The 22,396-nt window shown below is 54.6% G+C and carries 2 protein-coding genes; both read left to right on the top strand.

The features are described from left to right. Positions 1-325 precede the first annotated feature (325 nt). Positions 326-22,198 carry a tandem-95 repeat protein gene (locus ABEA92_RS06820; RefSeq protein WP_345683055.1) on the top strand — a complete coding sequence of 7,291 codons (21,873 nt, stop codon included), beginning with the start codon at positions 326-328 and terminating at the stop codon, positions 22,196-22,198. After that, positions 22,198-22,359 carry a hypothetical protein gene (locus ABEA92_RS06815; protein WP_345683054.1) on the top strand — a complete coding sequence of 54 codons (162 nt, stop codon included), beginning with the start codon at positions 22,198-22,200 and terminating at the stop codon, positions 22,357-22,359. Before ABEA92_RS06820 ends, ABEA92_RS06815 begins: the two co-directional genes overlap by 1 nt. Positions 22,360-22,396 lie beyond the last annotated feature (37 nt).

Here is a 22,396-nt window from a genome sequence, read left to right as displayed (position 1 = left end):
CCCCTCTTTTTCATGCGCGAATCATTCGCATAACCACTGCGTCAGTTTAGGTGGCGCTGTTAGGCCCCCCCACTGCATGGTTCGGCAAACGGAAATTGCAAGGAAATTTCTAGTTTGGTGGGAACTTTTACAGTTAATGCAGCGTCGCGTGCGGATTTTGGTCGGAGGCCAATTGTATCTTTTTTTTTTGTTGTAGGAATCAAACGGTGGATTTCCGCCCCACCCAATTACTCTATAGTGCAATAAATATGTTGTAATGGACGACTTCATCTCGTCTCAAAAATAGTATCCCCCGCAATTTTTGATCCCCCCGGAATATAGATCCATGACCCTCCGACCTTTTCGTTCGTTTCTCGGAAAAAAAGCCCCTCGTCGATCTGCCCGTAAAAATCAAGTTCATCGCGACCAATCACGCAAGATGCTCACCCAGCAGCTTGAAGATCGTCGCCTGTTGGCGGGGCCCGAACTGATCGCAATTCGGCCGGACGCGGGTGCTCTGTTGCAGTCGGGTGATACGCTGAACATCGCACCTCGCGAGTTCAATTTGTTGTTCAAAGGAGGCGCGGATCTTGCGGAGTCGACGATCAACGCCAACTCGGTTCGTTTGGTTCGCAGCGGTGGGGATGGAACGTTTGGTGACGGTAACGAACAACAGATTGCGTTGGGGTATGTGGGGCTCGACGAACCCGGCAGCACGGATCCGGACGCGTTGCAGCGGATCGTGTTCCGCACCGCCAGTTCCGCGTCGCACAATCCCACAGACGATCTCACGGATCCCGCGGCGGTTTTGAATTCGTTCCCCGATGACACCTATCGCATCGAGATCATCGGTGCCGGCGGAAACGCACTGGAGAACAACGCCGGCGAAGCGTTCAACAACGGCGTCAACTACGCCTTGCCGTTTACGCTTGATCGCGGCCCGCAAATTGTTGCGGTCGTGCCGCAACCAATCGAACGGACTCCCGTTGGTGTGGGAGTCAATGCTCGGCAAACATTGGTTCAACACAGCGACAAGATCGTTGTTTACTTTGACAATCAAGTTCTCGATCAGGACGATGCAGAAGATCCTCGGTTTTATCGGCTGATTGATACATCGACGACAATCGCAGCGGGGGATGATGTCACGTTGATCCCAAAGAGTGCTGTCTATGATCCGACGGCCAACTCAGTAACCTTGACGTTTGATAGTGATTTGCCCGAGGGAACCTATCGGCTCGATGTAGGGTACGCGGTCGACGGAAACGTTGCTAACAACGGCGACGTTCAAGTGGGCAGTTTGTTCAGTGATAGTGCATCGACAAGTAGCGGGGTCAGCAGCGGATTTGTTGTCAACAGTTTTCTTGGGGACCAGAATGGAAGCAACAACGACTTAAACGACGTCGATACTTACGCTTTGCGTGTCGAGAATGCAGGGGCGACCATCAATGCCCAGGTCAAGCCTCAGCCAGGATTGGCTGTCAAGGTTTCGCTGTTGGATTCGACGGGGGCATTAGTGGGTGTGCCGGTTAGTGGTGTCGATGGTGCTACGGTGTTGTTATCGACTGCGGTCGCAGCCATTGGTACCTATACGGTCAAGATTGAAAGTAATGGCGGCACACGGGGAACGGGGTCTTATGTTCTAAATACAAACTTGGCGGCTGCCGGTTTGGTCATTAATGATAACAACTCGGACGTTGCCAACGCCACAAAACTGGGGCTGTTGGGCGCCGCCGGGATCAAGGTAAGTTCGACCATTCAGCCTCAGGGGGCATTGGGTATAACGTTGCCGCCCTATCCGGGCGGCAACGACGAACCTGGCCATCGAGAGATTCAGCGTGAAGCACATATTAATTCTACTGGGACCACGTTGACGTCGCCGACCGCGATTACGACAAGAGGATATTACTTTCCCGACAATATTGGCACGAATTCCGTCGGCCAACCTTTCCCCAACCTGATCACCGAAGAGGAAAAGCGGATTGTCCGTGGCCTCTTTGATGTGCTGGCGAAAGTATCAGGTTTCGAATTTGTTGAGACGACCAATTCTGGTGGGGGCGGTACGTCCATCGGAGTCGGCGACTTGCGTGCCATCGATCCGACTCTCAGTCCGACGGCCGTCGCTGGTAAGGGCGGTCCAAGTCAAGTTGTAGTTGATCGCGCTACGTATCCAGGACAATCCGAGTATGGCGACGGTTTTACCGACACGATGCTGCACGAAATCCTGCACGCACTCGACTTGACTCACGCCTACGACTTGCCAGCGGTGATGAGCGATATCCCGCTGCCTAACGACGTCCTTCCCGGTGATCATGATGTCGTGCACTTGCAGCGTATCGTTCCGCCCAACAGCACCGATGTGGACCTGTACCAATTTGAGCTTCAAGAATCAGGCAAGTGGTCGGCGGAAACCGTGGCCGAACGGCTTGAAACGAGTCCCAGCAAACTTGATTCGGTGCTCACGTTATATCGACGCAATGATAGTGACCCGAACAAGTATGATCTGATCGCCCGCAATGACCGCTACTATGGAAACGATTCCTTCTTGGAATTGGAACTCGGGCCGGGCACCTATTTTGTCGGTGTCACCAGTACCGGTAATGATCAATGGGATCCTAAAGTTCCTAATTCAGGGTACGGCGGGACGACTGACGGTGCCTATGAATTAAAGCTTTCGTTCGAAGCGGATCGCGGAGATGCGGGACTGCGCGATGCCAATGGTACACCGCTCGATGGCGACGGCGATGGTGCTCCTGGCGGAGTTCATTCGTTCTGGTTCCAAGCCAGCGATCAAGCATCGACTATTTTTGTGGACCGCACAAACGATAACAATCTAAGCAGTCCGGATGGCGACGGTTCCATCGGCAATCCTATCGACGAGATTGACGCAGCAATCGATCTTGCCAAAAACCGCATTGTGGTGCCGAAGGATGCGGGCACGAAAATCGTCGCCGGTGATTCGTTCACGGTCAACGATGGCGTCAATCCAGTGGCCACCTTTACCTTCGGGAGCGGAGCAGGAGAGATTGCCTTTGCGGGGCTGACTCCATCGCAAATCGCTGCGAACATTGCCGGTGCGATCAATACATCCGCTGCCGGGACTGCATTGTCGAGTTCGGTTAACGCTGCAATCGGTGCGAGTGGCCGAGTGGTCCAGATATCGGGAGTCGATTTGATCGATGTCGAGGGTACTGAGACACTCATCAACGCGCCGAACCTGATTCGCGTCGTCGGCAATGGTGGCTTGGATGGCGATATCAGCACATCTGGTGACAACGTGCCCTATTTGGTGGGTGTCAAGAGTGACAATTCGGCCTTGCGAGACGGCAGAGATCTGTTGGTTCCACAAGGAACGACTTTGATGATCGATGCAGGTGCGCTGATCAAATTGCGAAAAGCGAATATCGACATTGGAACGTCGTCAATCAACATCAGCCGCGCTGGATCAGCAATTCAAGTTCTTGGGACGCCTGAAGACCCCGTCTACATGCGGTCCTACAACAATGACGCGTTCGGCGGCGATTCAAACGGCAATGGTAGTGCAGGGCCTGGAGACTTTGGCGGGGTGGTCATTCGTGATGACTCGGATTTAGAGGATCGAGGCATCTATCTGAACTATGTCAACCATTTGGATATCAACAATGGTGGCGGCAAGGTATTTGTAGATGCTGACGAATTGACGTTTACTCCGATTCACGTTACCGGTGCGCGCCCCACAATCAGTTTCAACCATATTTCCAACAGCCAAAACGCAGCCATCTCGGCAAGCCCCAATAGTTTCGATGACTCGATGGGACGGATCGGTCCAGACATTCATGGAAACTTTTTGGTCCAAAATAAAATCGATGGCTTGAATGTGCGTGTCAATATTTCGAACGGTTCGCCGATCGAGCGTTTGACAGTGCCTGGTCGTTTTGACGATTCCGACATCGCTCACGTTTTGACACAGAGTTTGATCATCTCTGGTAATCCCGGCGGTTTTGAGACAAACGCCAGCGGTGCTTTGACAGCGCGGGCGGCGGGGCGTTTGATGATCGACCCCGGCGTGGTGGTCAAACTCAGCAATGCACGAATTGAGGCAGAGCGAGGCGCATCGGCTGTGATCGCCGAAGGAACTGAGAACCGTCCGATCGTCTTCACTTCGTTGTTTGATGATCGCTTTGGGGGCAGTGGTACTTTTAATACCGATGGCGGCGCTAGCAGCACAGGCACCGCTGGCGATTGGGCGGGGCTGTTTTTTGGTGAAGTCTCCTCGGGCAACATCGACCACGCATTGATCTCTTTCGCAGGTGGTGATTCGCCAATCGAAGGTGGTTCAGCAAACTTCAATCCAATCGAAGTACATCAGGCGGAGTTGCGGATTGCCAATTCGGTAATCAAAGACAACGCTGCCAATGTCAACGGGACACGTAACGGGCGTGGGGCAAGCCAAGCTGCGACGATCTATGTTCGCGGCGCTCAGCCGATCATCGTAAACAATATGATCGTCGATAACGCCGGCACCGCGATCAGCATCAATGCCAATGCTTTGCGTTTTGAAACTCAGGTGGATGCGGGAAGATCGACTGGAGGAATTGCGCGTTACAGTCAGTTCGACGACAATTCGGGGCCATTGGTTCGGTTGAATCAAATGGACAATAACGAGACGAACGGGATGACCGTGCGCGGCGAATTTTTGACGACGGAAACCATTTGGGATGATACGGATATTGTTCATGTATTACGTAGTGAAATCACGGTTGACAACCATCACACCTATAGCGGGCTGACGCTTCAAAGCAGCAATTTCGAAAGTTTGGTAGTGAAGCTTTTCGACAATAATGCTGGTTTTACGGCCACCGGTACTCCGATCGAAACGATTGATCGCATCGGTGGTACGATTCATGTTCTCGGAACTCCAGGACATCCTGTGGTGCTCACGTCGTTGATGGACGACACCATTGGCGCCGGTTTCGCCCCGGACGGAACCGTGTTGAAGAACACCAACAATTCGCCCAATCCAACCGTTGGCTCAGCGGGAGACTGGCGTGGTTTCAAATTTGATGAATGGAGCAATGACCGAAATGTGGCAGTCGTCCGCGAACGTGAAAATCCACTAACCGGCGGTCGCGATGTAAACGGCAACCGTGACAATGCCCAACCGCTTGGTGCATTGGCACGTGATGAAAAGAGCGCCGATGAAAACGACCGAGTCGGATTTGAAGTCAACGGTTTCATCAGTCCTGATGATCCGAACGACGTTGACGTTTACAGCTTTACCGGCCGAGTCGGAACACCAATCTGGATTGATATCGATCGTACCGATACCGCACTGGATGCGATTGTTGAAGTGGTAAACTCGGTCGGCACGGTTGTAGCGCGATCGGTCAGTTCGAGCAACCTTGCGAATCCAGGCAATGTCAACGCCTTGCCGTTGACGCAGAACCCGCTGCTTGGTGGGGATTTTTATACTCAGAATTTCCGCGACCCGGGAATGTATTTCGAGTTGCCCGGAACTCCCGGCAGCGACGGTATCTTTTTTGTGCGAGTTCGTTCCGCACCTAGGGGAGCGAATGCCGCATTGATCGACGGCCAAAGCAGCGGCAAATACCAATTGCAAATCCGTGGACGACAAGTCGACGAATTTCCTGGTTCCACAGTTCAGTTTGCCGATATTCGAGACGCCATTACCGCGATCGATGTACGAGGATTACCAGCACATAGCCAACTGGTGGCCGAAGCTGGGGAGATTGAAGGTATCGGTGATACGTTCGCGAGTGCTCAAAATCTCGTCAATTTGCTTGAAACCGACCTAGCTGCGATTGGACTCTCGGGCCGTTTGTCCAATGACACCGACGTTGATTGGTACAAGTTCAATCTTGAGCATACCGGTATTCAAGTGATTGCCGGCGTCAACGACGCTCCCGGTACGGTGGCGATTGTTTTGGATCTTGATTATGCCGACCAAGCGCTTCGCGCTGATACGACGGTCGCAGTCTACGATGATAGTGGTCGATTGATCTATGTCAGTCGCGAAGGTGATATTGAAGACGACCAACCTGTTGGTGCGGGCCCGACGCTTGATGATTTGAGTCGCGGATCGCTTGGCGACAAAGACCCGTACATTGGTCCGATCCACATTACGCCCGTCGCTGGAGTGGACAATCATTATTATGTCGCAGTGATGAGCAATCGAAACCTGCCCACATCACTGATGGGTGCATTTCAAGGCGACATGACCAACGATGCCAATCGGTTAGTACGACTTGAGCCGGTCAATTCGGTCACTCGCATTGTCGAAGACCACATTGGATTCCAAGGCTACCGATCACAGGGTGGCGTGATCGAGCCAATGGTTGCCCAAGGGATTTTGGATATCAGCAGTGAGTTGAGTCTCGAGAATCACGTCAAGCCATTTGATCTTTCCAATGTCGTTACCTACGTGATCACGGATGCTCCCGGAGATAGCATCGGCGACGATTTATACACTGCGAGTATCCGTGAAGCTCAGAATTATCTGACAAAAGTGCGAGATAATATCTCGGCTGGCAATGACGACTTTCAAGATCTAGTCGTTCGTTCTGACGGGGCAATGTTTGCCTACCGTCGACTGAGTAACGGCAACGGTTCGGTGGGTCAATTAGTTCAGCTTCGAAACAACGATTCCGTTCCTGTCACCGAGCCAAATTATGGGCAATTGATCGAAGACAACTCGCAGAATGACAATATTGCGGGCGATGGAGTCACTCCGAATGTCAATGTCTACAATGCCTTCACCGTGCCTGATCGGGCAGAGCAATTTACGACGTCGGATGATGTGGACGCCGTCACTTTCCAACGTCGCGGCGACACCGGGACAAGCAGTCCTGATCCGTTTTACAGCGTCTACTACAGTGTCCGTGAATCGGATACCACATCCAAGCTCTATCGAGGACGCGAAAACGGTGACGCGACACCGCTGAACGCGACCGGCGGTAATCCACGCTATGGCTACCTCGGCGATATTCAACCTGCGGGTGTCACGTTTGCGACCCTCGAGTGGACGGTCCGTGACCGTGCAACTCCCAACAACAATGTTTCGACCATTCGGTTTGAGTCAAAGCTTCCTGGTGAGCGAGGCAATGATATTCGTATCAATGTCACTTATCTACAAGCCGGTGCAACATCGGCTACGGTGACAAACGCAACGTCCGCAAATTCAGTCAACCCGACCATCAGCCTCACATTGAGATATACCGTCGACAATAACGGTGTCATAAATGGCATGCCGACGGCTGGTGATATCGCGGATGCCATCAACAACGATACGGGGACCGGAACCATCGCGCGTGATCTTTTGACGGCGGTGGTTACCGGCGGGAACTCGGGAACACAGGCCCTTAGCGGGATTCCGACCACAGGCTTTCCTGTCGCATTGACCGGCGGCCAAGACGGAGCAGTGGGGCCTCTGGCTGGTCGCGTCACCGGGCTGTCGTACAACAACTTCAGCAGCACCGGCAATTTGTACGGAGTGACGAACGCGGGCGAGTTCTTGGAAATCAATCCTGACAATGGTCAAGTGCTTAATGTCCGGGTCATCTACGATTCAGCCGGCCAGCCATTCAATTTTCAAGGTCTCTCGCTCGGTCCACAAAACGTTAGTGATGGAGTCGATTCGTCGACGCGTGGCATTTATAAAAACACGATGTTTGCGGTCACGAACTCGGCACAGATCATTGCACTCGATCGTGCAGGCGATCCGATCTTCGCGTTTGATTCGAACAATAGCTCTCAATTGATCACGGTCACGGGCAGCCCCGACAATGACAGCTACTTTACGTTGACATTCGATCGCAATGGCAATCGACAAACAACCGAGCCAATCAAATCCGATGCGCCGTACACGGCCAGCGTCAATGAGAAACAGACGATCTCGACCGTCGCATACGGCGGTGATTTCACATTGACGTTTGAGAAGAACCAGGGCGCCGCCAGCGCACTGCTGACCGCGATCACCACCGCGCCGGCGCCCGGCACCGTTGAGAACATTCAAGTTCAAAACGTGTCGGATCAAGCGTTTACTGAACAATGGCCGGCGACGCCGTTTGTAATTCAGGTGGGTAGCGAACAGATGCTCGTTACTAACATGGCGGGCAACACGTTCACGGTTGAGCGTGGATTCCACGGTACTGCCACGGCAGCACACCCAGACACGACAAGTGTGTACGAGGTCGTTACGTCAATTTTACAAACGTCAATGACCCAAACGGCTAGTTCGCCGTTGACGTTGAGCGAATTGTTGACCGTTAGCACTCCGCTGACGATCAGCTCGCCGCTGACCAACACAATTTCCAGCTCAATCTTGCGATTGACTGTTGACGATATCTCTGCGTTCCCTGCCGCACCATTTACGATTCGCGTTAACAATGAGCAAATGCTCGTCAGCGCCGTCAACATTGCCGCAAAAGAGTTGACGATCACTCGGGGTGAAAATTCGACAACGGCCGCGCAACACCTTGCCGGCAGCCAAGTTCAGGTCGTGCCGCCGCAAATTGGTGGTCTTTTCGGCATCGATAATCAAGCAACCAGCACGACGCTTCGCGTCGTCGACGCGTCAGTCTTTCCTACGCTTCCGTTCAGTATCCAATTGGATGCGGAAGAGATGACGGTCACTGGAATCGACCCTGCTACAAATGAATTGACGGTCGTTCGAGCCGAAAATGGTACCGCTATTGCCAATCACAACATCGGAGCATCTGTTCGCGTGTTACCGATCGCTGGAACGACGGTCGGTGCAAGTATTACGCCAACGGCTACGGTGTTCGAAGTCGTTGACGCAGGAACCTACCCAACTGCGCCGTTTACCATACGTGTTGCAGACGAAGAGATGCGGGTAACTGCGGTTGATACGACGCTGAATCTTTTAACCGTAACGCGCGCTCAGAACGGTACCGTTGCTGCGACGCATGTTTTGGGCAGCCCAGTACAGATTATCCCGACTCCGGGTACTGGGTTCCCGGCGATGGATGCGTTGCAGACTACGCTGCGGGTCGTCGACGTAGACGAATTCCCCCCCACGACGCCGTTCAACATCCGCATCGGTGACGAAGTAATGGTCGTGACTGCGGTCGACCCAATCTTGGATGAGTTGACCGTCACCCGAGGCGCGTTAGGAACAAGTGCAACGACGCACGCGTTGGCGGATCCGGTCGAGGTTCTGCTGGCGCAATCGAGCGCATTGACGGTCGAGATTGACAACAGCCAGTTTTCCAACACGATGACTGTCTTTGATGCCACGGTATTCCCGGCGACACCGTTTACCATCCGAGTGAACGAGGAGGAAATGTTAGTCACTGCGGTCAACACGACGACCAATGAATTGACCGTGGTGCGAGGTCGTAACGGTACGGCGATTGATTTCCATTACGTGCCGCAGGTTGCCGAGGTGGTCAGTGACACATTGACCGTTGTCAGCGACGCACCGTTCCCCACCGTCACTCCGTTTAATATCCGTATCGGCGACGAAGATTTGCGTGTGATTAGCCGAACGGGCAACCAGTTCGATGTGATCCGCGCCATCAACGGTACCCAGCGGGCCGAACATCTAACAGGTGAATTGGTTCGTAACATCCAAACCACTGCTCCGATTCCGTACAATGCGACGGTCGATCAAGTCCGTGCTGCACTTGTTGGATTGCAGGAAATTCAGACGGGCGATATTACCATCTCGCCATTTGATGGTCCCTTGACCGGCGACGCATCAGGCTCGATCACAATCGAGTTCACCAATAACTTGGGCAAAAAGGATCTGCTGCCGCTGACGACGGATCCGACGGGATTGCGGGCTAACGAGCTGCAACAGATTACGCTTGATCCTGCGATCGAGTCAGGGACGTTTGTGCTTCGTTTTGCAGGCCTAAACACTGCGCCGATTGCATATGATGCTACCGCTGCGGATGTGCAAAGTGCGCTCGAAGCATTACCCAATATCGGTCGAGGCAATGTGGTCGTCACCGGAGGGGATCTGCCGGGGACGCCGCTGTTGGTTGAATTCGACGAGACGTTACGCAACCAGAATATTTTGTCGCTGATCTCGATTCCGCCCGCGACTGAACTTTTGGAAAACAACGAACGATTGCGTCTCACACTTACCGGCGGGCCGACGGGCGGCAATTTCAGGATCAATGCCAGCGGGGGTGGGTTAACTGGGAGCTCGGGGGATATTGCTTGGAATGCGAATGCGGCGGCCGTGCAATCAGCACTCGAGAATATCAACGGCATTGCGGCTGGCGATGTCGTTGTTACGGCGCTATCCGGCACCAATTTACCTGGAGCCGTATTTCAAATTGAATTTGTTAACGGACTTGCGGATACAGACGTCGCCGACCTCACGACTTCGGATACGTTGACCGGAGGAACAGGTCCCAATGCCGCATTGACGGTTTTGGTACAGGGCGACGTAAAACCAGCCACCGTAACCGTACTCGATGGCTCAGCTGTTTCTGCGACGATTACGCCTGAGGTCGACGGTGTCCGTAGTGTGCGTGATGCCATTGTTGGATTGACCAACATTGGCGACACAGAGGTCCAGGTCGTAGGCGACTTGCAGGGGGCCGGCGTCGTCGTTCAGTTCACCGGCGGACTAGGGGCAGCCGATTGGCCGTTGTTGCAGGTGGATAATGCTCAAATGACGGGCGGGATTGTCAGTGTCTCGGAAAATGGTGTCGTCGGCGACGGTGTTCCGGATGCCTTTATCAGCGGTGTGACGGGATTGGATGCAAGTCCGCGGGGCATTGCATTCTCGCCATTGGATTTCAACCTTTGGCACGTGACGACGCGGCGTGGTAACGATGCGGGGCACGGGGTCAACGCGGCGGCCGATGGCAGCCGTAATCCGGGCAGTGAGGCAATTACAGTCACCAACCCTGGTGATCAGCCCGACCGGACTCGCAGCGAAGCGAATGGTGGTGCTAGTTTCTACTTTGGCTTTGAACAATGGGTGCAAAATCCCAATAGCAATACCAACAGCTACGTGACGTATCAGGGAGGCACGAATGCTCAGATGGGCATTCTCAACACACTTCAGCATGCTGACCTCAGCAGCAACCCTGATATTGTCAAGGCAGGCGGAACCGGCACATACAATTTCCTTGGTGGAGCACTTGGATCGTTAGAAACCAATGGTTTCAGTTTGGCATCGGCGAAACCGACGGATCGCCCTACGTTGTACTTCAATTATTTCTTGGAAACCGAAAATGATGACGGAGCGCGTGACGATAATAACGCGAACGATCCGTTCCGCGATTCCGCGCGTGTGTTTGCCTCGCGTGACAACGGTGTGACTTGGGAGTTGTTGGCCACCAATAATTCGACTCTCAGCGCCGCGAGTCCTAACGGTGCGAAAGCCGAGTTGCCAGGATTCCTATCGCACCTATCCGACGCCGGACTCAATGCCAGTGTCGAGCGAGTTGAGAGCCACCAGTTGATCCAGGAAATGCACGACAATACAGGCGTGTGGCGTCAGGCTCGCATCGATCTGTCAACATTTGCCGGAGAAACAAACGAAATTCGTTTGCGTTTCGATTTCAGCACCGCTGGGGCTATGAACGACGCTTCGTTGCGTGACGGGATAGGACGTTCGTTGGAAGCCAACTTTGGTGAATATCGCAATGACAATCGTTCCATTGGAAGCCTAAGTAATCATTTTGAGGGCTTCTACATTGACGACATCATCGTCGGTTACGCCGAGCGTGGCGAAATGGTCACCGGGGCGCCGGTAGACACCTCCATTACTGATCTAAACCAGGGACGAACTAACGACCCCGATACCTCTCAACCCGACATTCTCAATGGCCCTTACCAAATTGAGATTCGGCGGACAGGGGAATACGCCGCGATGGACGAAGCGGGAATCAGTATTGCCACGACGTTTAATACGAATGATCGGCACGTGGTCGAACCGAGTGAGGTTTCGCTCCAGGATTTCGAAAGCGGATTCACTCCGTGGGCACCTCCTGCGGCGGGCTACGAGTTACTGGGGACCAACATCCCTGCATTTGCGATAGTGCCTTGGAGCGTTACCTCCAATATGCCGTTCGCGGGAAGCAACAGTTTGCAATCCGGTGTGATTGCCGGGACTCAGCCGGTGTCGATTTATGAAGCGACTACAGCGGATCTTGGCGGCACCACAGGGGCCGGTGTCATTCAATTCACGTTCAAAGTCGACTCCGTTGAAGACGAATATGGTCTGCGGTTCTTTATTGACGGTCGTCCGCAGACGCTGCTGCCCACTGCCAGTGACGAAAATACGGTTGTGAGGGATCTGACCTTCGCGTCAGGCGACTTGGGCTATCGGACCATCAGCATTCCTTTCAGCAGTGGTGCCCATACATTTACGTGGGTCCATATGCCTGCGAATGGCACCGTGGGCATTGGCGGCGCTGGCAGTGCCTACATCGATAACATCGCATTGTTACAAGGTGGTACGGGCCTTTTGGCTGATCGCAACCGTGAACGTGTCCAAGGCATGTTCATTATTGATTCGAACATTATCCGCAATTCATCGACCGTGGGGATCAATGTTCAGCCCGGTACCGCGCAAGGCCAAGGAGGTGGTTTACCACATCAAGGTTCCACGGTTAACTTTGCCCAACCCGATTCGAAACGGCTGATCCCAGGCGTCGTGATCCAAAACAATATTGTCACCGGTGCATCGGCAATTCGATTCGCTGGTTCGAACGGAGTCGATCCAAGTTTGCCGGTTCCGTTTGGACGTATTGTCAACAATACGTTGGTCGGCGATGGGCCTGCCGCCGGAACCGGGGTTGCAGTGGTTGGCTATGCCAGTCCTACCATCATGAACAACATCATCACCGGCTTTAATCTCGGCATTGCGGATCCACAAATCAGCAACGTGGATGTGATCGTCCGGTCAAACTATTTCCAAGGAAACAATTACAATGGTGCCACCGGTACCGATTCGCAAATCGCAGCGAGTGGTACGCCGTTGTTTGTTGATGCTGCGAATGACAATTATTATTTGGTCGACACCTCGGTAGCACTCGATAGTTCTCTCGATCAATTGGAAGATCGATTCGACTTTGTCAATTTCAAGAACCGACTTGGCTTGGCGGCTTCCAATATCGATTCGCCCGATCGCGACGTGTTTGGCCAACTACGCATCAACTCGTCCAACAATCCCGGTGGTGGTGGTACCAGCGTATTTAAAGATCGTGGTGCGGTTGACCGTTCGGACTTTGATCAACCGTTTGCAGAGTTGACCGTGCCCGTCGATTTTCTGAACATTGACCGCGAGGATGCGGATCCGAATGCTACGGTTGTGCATTTGAAGCAACCGATCGTTAACAATTTCTCGATCCTGCTGAACGATGGCCAAGGTATCAACGCGCCCTTCGAAGGCACCGGAATCAACCCGGCCACGGTCAATTCGTCGACCGTGACTGTGCGTCGAAACAACGTGACTTTGGTTGAAGGGGTGGACTATACGCTCGGGTACAACGAGTACACCGGCGAATTGCGACTGACTCCCTTCTCGTCGCTTTGGGAGCCTGCGGGCGTCTACGAGATCATCCTCGACAATAACGTGATCGCCGATAACGCCGGCAATTTGCTGCTCAACAATCAAGCCGATGGAACGACGAAGTTCACGATCATTCTGCCCGAAGTGCCTTTGGACTTTGGCGATGCTAAACTGAGCGGTAGTGCCAACGTGTATGGCACGCTGCTGGTCAATGACGGTGCACGGCATGCGATCATCAACGATGCATCGCCGCGTTTGGGCAGCTACGTCGATTCGGAAAATGATTCGGCTCTGCTCGCCGGCGGGCTCGATGATACGCCAGCGACCGTCGTCGCGATCTCGCCAAGTGCGTCGGCGATCTTCGATATCCAACCGCATGCAACGGCGGTGGGCGGGACCACGATCCGCATCGATTCGATCATCAATCCGCCCATGGCCGGCGATGTGATCTCGATCGATATCGGTCGCGTTGCCAAGCAGTTCGAGCTTGTTCCAGCCGGAATCGCTCCGGGCGTTGGAAACATCGCGGTTCGCTTTTCGGCAAGCGATACCGCGGATCAAATCGCTGCGAAACTGATCGCCAAAATCAATGAGGAAATGAACGCGGCTGGCGAATCGTTGGTCGTCCAAACGGTTGCGGGAAGTCCCGATACGATCGAGATCTTCAATCGTGATGATGAAGACGGTGTCAATGTCGGCCGCTACAACGATGGAACCACCAATTACATCGTCTTCTTGAAGCCTGGAGTGACGGGCACCACGACGAATAAAGAGGACATTCTCGGTTTCTTGAATCCTCAAGACCCCACCGGCGCCCAGATTCCGGTCAGCGTTACTGGAACGGGGTATGTCAGTGCGTGGATTGACTTTGACGGTAACGGCGTGTTCCATCCGACGCTGGAAAAAGTGATCGACAATGTGTTGATCAGCGATGCTGCGAATCCGACGATCTTCAACGTCGTCACACCGGCGGGTACGACGGACAAACTGACTTGGGCACGCTTCCGAATTTCACCCGAAGGTGGATTGCAGCCGACCGGATTGGCCGTCGGTGGGGAAGTCGAAGATTATCAGGTGCAGATTTACAATGCACCGCTGCCAGTGCCAGTGGATGATCCCGCATCGCCATCGACGCTGTACACGATCAACGAAGATAGCACGCTCGATACGAACGATTCGCCCAACGTCATCCCGTCGGTACTCGATAACGACGTGATCAGCCCGTTGGTGTTTACGCCCGTTACCGTGATACTCGATCAAGATGTTGCCAACGGTACTTTGGTGCTTGATTCGGCAACCGGTAACTTTGTTTACACGCCGAACTCCGATTTTGTCGGAATCGATACGTTCACCTATCGGCTAGCAACCCAGCAGAGCGCGATCGATACAGCATTGCCGTCGACTTTGTATGGGACGGTGACCATCGAGGTTCAACCGGTTAACGACGCGCCTCAGGCGGTCGATCAAACGATCGTATTGCTCGAAGATACGACTCGAACGGTGTTGGAGTCCGAGCTGTTGGCCAACGCGACCGCCGATGCGGTACCTTCGTATCCCGTGGGGGCGCCAACGTCGCCTTGGGATGAATCGGGGCAAGTATTGCACGTGGTATCGCTGCATGTTGGTACCACGACGATCAATGCGGCCACGCCGATTGGCGATTTCCCGATCGCCACGTCGCGAGGCGAAATCCTGTCAGCGACATTCGATACGTCGGATCCAGCGAATCCTTTCCTGGTCAGTTTCGAATACCGAGCCAACGAGGACCTGAATCGCGACAACCTGCGATTGCCTGCCGGCCCGGCGATCTTTGATGAGATCACGTACACGATCAGCGATGACGGCAAATCCGATGACCCGAACGTCTTGGGCGATGGCGGAACCGATGATGAGATTGGCGTCCTCGATCCTGTTAACGGACGATTGACCCACACCGCTAAGATCTCGTTTGACGTACGGCCGCAAAACGATGATCCGATCGCCAATGACGACGCGATCAGCAAGACGTCGACGCGGTGGATGTCGTATTGGTCCGGGCAAGGCTTGCCGATGCCGGTTCCGACCGAGGATCAATCGCTAACCATTCCAATCGAGTTCCTGCTATCGAACGACGTTAACGCGCGTTCAACTGCGGCAGACGAGCTAGCCGATCTGAATGACGGTTCGTTAGTGATTCCCGACCCTGGCACCGTGTTGACCACGACGCTCGGCGGCACCGTGACCTTTAATAATGACGGCACGTTCACCTATCGGGCGCCTGATCATTTCTACGGCGAAGATACGTTTACCTACACCGCGCAAGACGTCGGAATCAATGAAGACGTCAGTGGCAACCGCGTTAACGGATTCCTAACGGACACCGCTGTGGTGACGATTTTTGTCGAACCCATCAACGACAATCCCGTTGCCTTCCCACGTGAGTTGCTAGTCGATGAGGTCGTTGAATACGATGCATTTGGGAACCTTGTGAACAACGATCGCAAGGTTGCGTTTGACGCGGAATTCTTGCTGCAGCAATTCGGCGTGAACCCCGTGCTGCCCGGAAGTCCGGACACCGGCTTGATTGCTCCATACGACGAGTCGAATCAAACGCTCCGCGTGGTCGCGTTTACCGACGCCGACGAAACGGTGGATGTGCAAACCGACTTGGCGGCAAGCGGAGGCACCGGAACGCTGACAATGACCACGCCAAGCGGTGGAGTGTTGTCGTTTAACTTCAATGCCTTCGCATTTGTTGACGGGTATTACGAGCCGGCCGTTGACTACAACGGATTGGCGCCGCACGAAGCTGATCCGCTGAATCCGCTCGAGTTCTTCAACTACATCGTTTCGGATGATGGCACGGTCGTGCTGCCACCGGTGCCACCGGGAACGGCCTACACGCCTGATCCGTTCGTCGAAGCTCGCTCGTTACCTACACGCGTTTCGTTGACGGTGGCGGATAAAAACGATGCTCCGGAATTCCCCGCCTTCGCGACGGTGACGTTCCCCGAAGACATCCAAGCCGACGGAACCGCGGTCTACTATGACATCTACGCGGGCGCTCGGATCGCCAACTACGATCCGTTGACGCCGCGGCCCACCGTAATTTTCCCAGGGCTTAGCACCGCACGCGACGAACGCGCGACCGAGTCGTTGTCGTTCAGCTATGTGACGACCTTCGAACCGGCTGGGATGTTCTCGGCAACGCCCGTGTTGGATCAATTCGGGGTGTTGACGCTGAAACCAAATCCGGATGCATTTGGGTATGCGGTGTTTGAAATCACCGCGACCGATAATGGTCAAAGCTTCAATGCGACCACGGGGCTGTACGAAGATGATTTCCGCAGTACGACTCGCACCTTGACCGTCCACATCACCCCGGTCAATGACCAACCTGTGACGCAGGATCGTGCGTTGACGGTGGCCGAAGTGGTGGACACTGATCCATTGACGGGATTGCCCAATGGCAATCAGGCCATCCTGCCGATTCTGCCCGAAGACTTGCTGCGTCAATCGACGGTCAACGATCCTGCGATCCTCACACAGCAACCGTCACGTGAAAGTGATTTTGCCGATGGTTCGCAGTCGATCTACGACGAACATGAACAGGATCTGCGGGTAGTGGTCTTTGGAATTCCCAATGGATTTGGCGGATTCACCACGGTAACGGCTGCCGATAGTGGCACGGTCTTTACGACCATCAATGGCGGAACATTGATGTTCAACTTTGATGCTTCGGGAGCCTTCAGTGGTGGTGAGTATCGTCCTGCGGTCGATTACAACCGTTTGCCACCGTTTAACCCAACCGAACTGTTTACGTACATCGTCGAAGACTTCGGTGCGACGACGATTCCGGGTGCCGATCAAGTCACGCCTGCGGCTCAGTCGCCGATTGACTATACCGCCGTGCCCGATCCGTTTGGCAACGTCAACAATCGGTCGGTTGCCAAGACCGTTCAAATCACGGTGACCGAGGTCAATGACCCGCCGTTCATCCCCGACTTTGATACCGGAGCGACGATCGTTGATGGCACCCTCATCGATTACACTCCGAACTCCATCTCGTTTGATGAACGCGAGCGTACCGATGCTCCGTCGATGACGTTTGATCTCTACCAGATTACAGGAGTGGAAATCAAACCCGGGCCGCTGACCGCGCTGGATGAACTTGCTTCCCAAAGTCTGACCAGCATCATCATCCAACCTGCGGTTGACCTTTCGGGGAATTCGCTAGTCCCAGCGGGGATGATGGCGACGAATCCGATCTTGACCGCAGATGGACGCATCACCATTTCGCCGACGCCCGACGCGTTCGGAATTGGCGTCTTTGACGTGATCGTGACCGATAATGGATCGGGGGTCGCCCCCAACCAGAACGTTTCGATTCGCAAATTGACGATCGCGATCAACGCGGTTAATGATGTTCCGCAGGCCGCCGACCAAACGCTCGACCTTGTGATCGAATCGGTCGAACGTGACAGCAATGGCGACGTGATCACGCCTGTGCCGGTTTCGAGCATCACGTTTGACAAGGCTCAATTGTTGCGAAATGCCGTTCCCGGCGTGTTCGCGCCGACGTTAAATCCGAGTTTCAACGAGAGTGAACAAGAGCTGCGAGTGGTCGCGTTCCGTATCCCTGGGGTGCCCGCCATGGTGGACGCCTTGGTGGACGAACCCGGACTTTCCGGAGGCAATGGAACGGTAACCCGTACCACGCTTACCAACGCAACCCTGTCCTTCACGTTTGCCGGCGGCGAGTTCGTTAGCGGTACCTACACGCCGAGCGTCGATTACAACCGTCGCACGCCGTTTGCCGCCGAGGATCAATTCGAGTTCAAGATCGAAGACCGCGGCTTGGTAACGATTCCTGGATCCAATCCGCTCGTAACCGAGGATACGGGTTCGTTGCGGTCGGCCTATGCCAACGCAACGATCACGACGATTGAGCAAAACGATCCTCCGGAGTTCAACTTCCAGCCGGTCGTCAATGTGCTTGAACGCGACGACAACGGTGAGACGGTCGTGCCGAATTGGGCAACGGATATCCAAGCCGGACCGTCCACGGCGCTGGATGAACTGGAACGAGAATCGGTGCAATTTACCTTGGTTCCGGCGTTGTCGACCATTCCACAAGGCTTGTTCCGGTTGCCGCCCAAGGTTGCCAACAACGGCACCCTGTCGGTATTCCCATCACCCGATGCCGTAGGAACAGCCACCATTGTGATCGAGGCGACGGATCTCGATCCGTCCACGCCAGGGTTTGTTTCCGCATCCCACTTCGTGACGTTCACATTGAATGTCCAACCCGTCAATGATGCACCGCGATTGAACCCAGCGGTCATCAATACATCCGATGTGTCGGTGACCGATCCCGATTTGTCGTATTCAGTAGGAACCGATGGCACGATCACCTACACGCTGCGTGAAGACAATACTCAGCCGGGCGGCAATGCCACGACGGCATACTTCATCCCGCTGGTTCAAGGTGCGGTGCCGTCGCCGAATGGATTCGACTCGCTGGGACTGCTGGATGTTTTCAATGTCGGGCCGGCGAACGAGGCGACTGGGGCGCCAGGTGGATCACAGATTTTGCAGCTTGCTAGTTTCCCGCGAACGACTCAGCGTGGGGGCAGTTTGAGTGAAGTGTTCCAAAATGGCCAACGTGTCGGACTGAACTACACCCCGCCGATCAACTACAATTCGGCGATCGGAGCCGATGATGGGTTTACCTATTCGGTGAACGACAACTCGATCGTCAACGGAGATCCGACCGCTGGCGAAACGTATTCGTTGACCCAAGGCACGTTGTTTGAAGATCAACGCTCGGCGGTGAATCGCGTTCGCTTGCGAATGAGTCCCGTCAACGATCGACCAGAATTCGAAACGTCGACCCTCAGCGTCGAATCGGCGGAAGATGCCGGATTGGTCACCAAGAACGGATTCGCATTCAATATCACGGGTGGCCCACGAACGACCGCCACCGACGAATCGGTACAAACGTTGACATTCGACGTCCAACCGGTTGGCAATGCGAATACCTTCTTTACGACGGCGCCAACGATTTCGCCGACCGGACGGTTGACCTACCAAGCGGCTGCAGATGTGTTTGGGGCGTTTGAATTCACGGTCGTGTTGCGTGACAACGGAGCGGTGCAAACCGCAACCCGTGGCGATTTGTTCGAAAGCGTGCCGGTCACGATGACGATCAACGTGCGACCGGTGAACGATGCTCCGGTTCCGGTCAACAACGCTCCGAATTTGATCTACCAGGTTGGCGAAGATGGTTCGGTCGTGATTCCGTTTGTCGGGAACGCAGCGGACAACCCAGGTCTGTTGGACTTTTTCCGAGTCGGACCGAGTAACGAAACGTCGGCGCTCGTTGGCGGTGGTCAATCCATTGACGTAGCAACTCCCTATCCTGCCACTTCCGTGGGCGGCGGTTCTCTTGTACCGGTGCTTGACGGAAACAACGTGGTGATTGGACTGCGATACACCCCGACGATAAATTTCGCTGGGACTGACAAGTTCACCTACACCATCACCGACGATGGCGTTACCGTCGCACTGGGGTCCGGCGGTGTCGCGACTAACGATTTCAAATCGGTCACCAACGAAGTCACGATCAGCGTGATCTCGGTCAATGATCCTCCGCAATTCAGCGGCGGTGGTGATGTGAATTCGGTCGAAGACCAAGGCCCTGTGGTGGTTCCAAATTGGGCCACCGCGGTTCAAGCCGGACCCGATGATGCGATCGACGAACTACAAGGCGACGGAACGAATCCGGCACAAACCGTGTCGTTCGTGCTGAATCAAATCAGTGGCAGCCCGTCGCTGTTCGCAGTGCCGCCGACCGTCACGATTTCCGGCAGCACCGCTAGTTTGTCCTACACCACCGCAGACGATGCGAATGGTGACGCGACGTTTGAAGTGACGCTGCAAGATAATGGCACGCCAAGCCAATCGGTGACCAAGACGTTCACGATTAGCGTGGCTCCGGTCAATGACGCACCAACCTTCACACCCGGCGGTATCGTCAACGTTGACGAAGACAGTGATGTTTACTCGGAAGTTTGGGCTACCAACATTTCGCAAGGACCGGCCGACGAGACAGGACCCCCGGTTCGTTTCGAAGTCACCGTTCCTACTGCATCGCAAGGGCTGTTTGAAACGCTGCCGACGATTGATTCCAACGGCGTGCTGCGGTTCAAACCTGCAGAAAATGCCAGCGGTTCGGCTAGCCTGCAAGTGACTGCGTTTGATTCGCAAGACGCCGCATCGGCCGTGGCAACGCTGCAAATCAACATCGGCGAAATCAATGACCGCCCGGTTGCCGTCAGTGACCAATTGGATACCGACGAAGACGCCATTGTTTTGATCGATAGTATCGATTTGACCGAGAACGATGTGGATCCCGATTTGGCGTCCAACCCGTTGGAAACATTGACGGTTGTGCTGCCCGCAAGCTCCACCACACAGCTAGGGGCACGTTTGACCTACGATTCGGTAAGTGGCCAGATCACCTACGATCCAACGCTTGCCGAGGCACTGCAACGCATGAAGCCCGGCGATGTCCTTGTCGATACGTTCTTGTATTCGGTCAGGGATGCCAGTGGCGCAGAAAGTGATCCTGTCGAAGTCACGGTCACGGTCCAAGGTGTCAATGATGCACCCGTCTTGACCCCCGACACGGTCGTCGTCAATGCCACCGGTACCACCCAGTTCCGGCCGCAGGATAACGATGTCGATGTCGACGGTACGATCGTGCCAACCAGCATCGTGATTACTTCGCAACCGACTTCGGGCTCGCTTTCGATCGAAGAGGATGGAACGCTCGTCTATACCCCGTTTGCAAGTTTCAATGGTCAGGATCAATTCCGCTACACGGTCGCTGACAACTTGGGACAACAGAGCCAGCAAGCAACCGTGATCCTGACGATAAGCCGGCAGCCAATCGTGCCCGACTTTGAGGATGTGATCGCCACGTCCAAGGACACCACGATCGTGGATGTCGGGGCTGCTGCTCAAGCTGTCGAAGGCCAATTAGATTTGACCAGCCTGAGCATCGTCTCGGGACCGGCAAACGGAACCGCTACGGCGAACGCGGATGGAACGATCTCGTATCGAGCCAACGCAGGACACCTGGGGCCTGATTCGATTCAGGTCACCATCACCGACTCGGCTGGCCGGGTTAGCGAACCGGCGACCATCCAATTCAATGTGGTGGCGTTCCGATTGCAAAATCCGAATCCGTCACTGTTTAGTGACGTCAACGGCAGCGGTACGGTGACCACGCTTGATGCGTTGTTGATCATCAATCGTATCGGGCTGGCTCCGAACAATACGTCTAGCATTCCTGTCACCGCGGCGGATCGTGGTCCGTTGTACTTTGACGTGAATGGTGACGATATGATCTCGGCACTCGATGCGTTGCAGGTGATCAACCAGTTGTCGTTGCAGGGTTCGCCAGCGGTTAGCGAAGACGCCCGCGGTCAAGGATCCGCAGAACAAGTTCCTCTGCTATCCTCGTTGGCCCAGTCGGCGGTTTCGCAATCCTCGACGTTCGATGTGGCTCCACCGGTTGAAACCATCGAAACGCCTGCCAAGGTCGTCGACAGCTCGCTACCAAACCGCGAGCCTAAGGACTTCTTGGATTTGATCGCCGAAAGCCATGAAGCGACCGAGGGCGATGAAAACGAGGAACGCTTGAGTGCCTTGGACGTCGCGTTTGCCGATCTGCTGTAATGCGGATCGCCCTGGGGGGGCGACGTTGGTCGCCCCCCGCGGTTTTGGCATCGCTTCGCGGCGTCTCGGACGCCCGAATGGATGGGGTGTGGCATGAATACGAATGCCACAATCAACTGCCGGCGATGGCGATCACGGTCCGGTTTTGCCGATTAGGTTAATTGTGCCGACGAGAATGCCGATAAAAGACTGAAGGTA

Source organism: Novipirellula caenicola (assembly GCF_039545035.1).
Classification (GTDB): domain Bacteria; phylum Planctomycetota; class Planctomycetia; order Pirellulales; family Pirellulaceae; genus Novipirellula; species Novipirellula caenicola.
The sequence above is the reverse complement of the archived record's forward strand: the minus strand, read 5'-3'. Positions and strand labels throughout refer to the sequence as shown.

Excerpts from the sequence above, each read along its gene's own strand:
- ABEA92_RS06815 (WP_345683054.1), top strand. The coding sequence starts at position 22,198 with ATGCGGATCGCCCTGGGGGGGCGACGTTGGTCGCCCCCCGCGGTTTTG.
- ABEA92_RS06820 (WP_345683055.1), top strand. The coding sequence starts at position 326 with ATGACCCTCCGACCTTTTCGTTCGTTTCTCGGAAAAAAAGCCCCTCGT.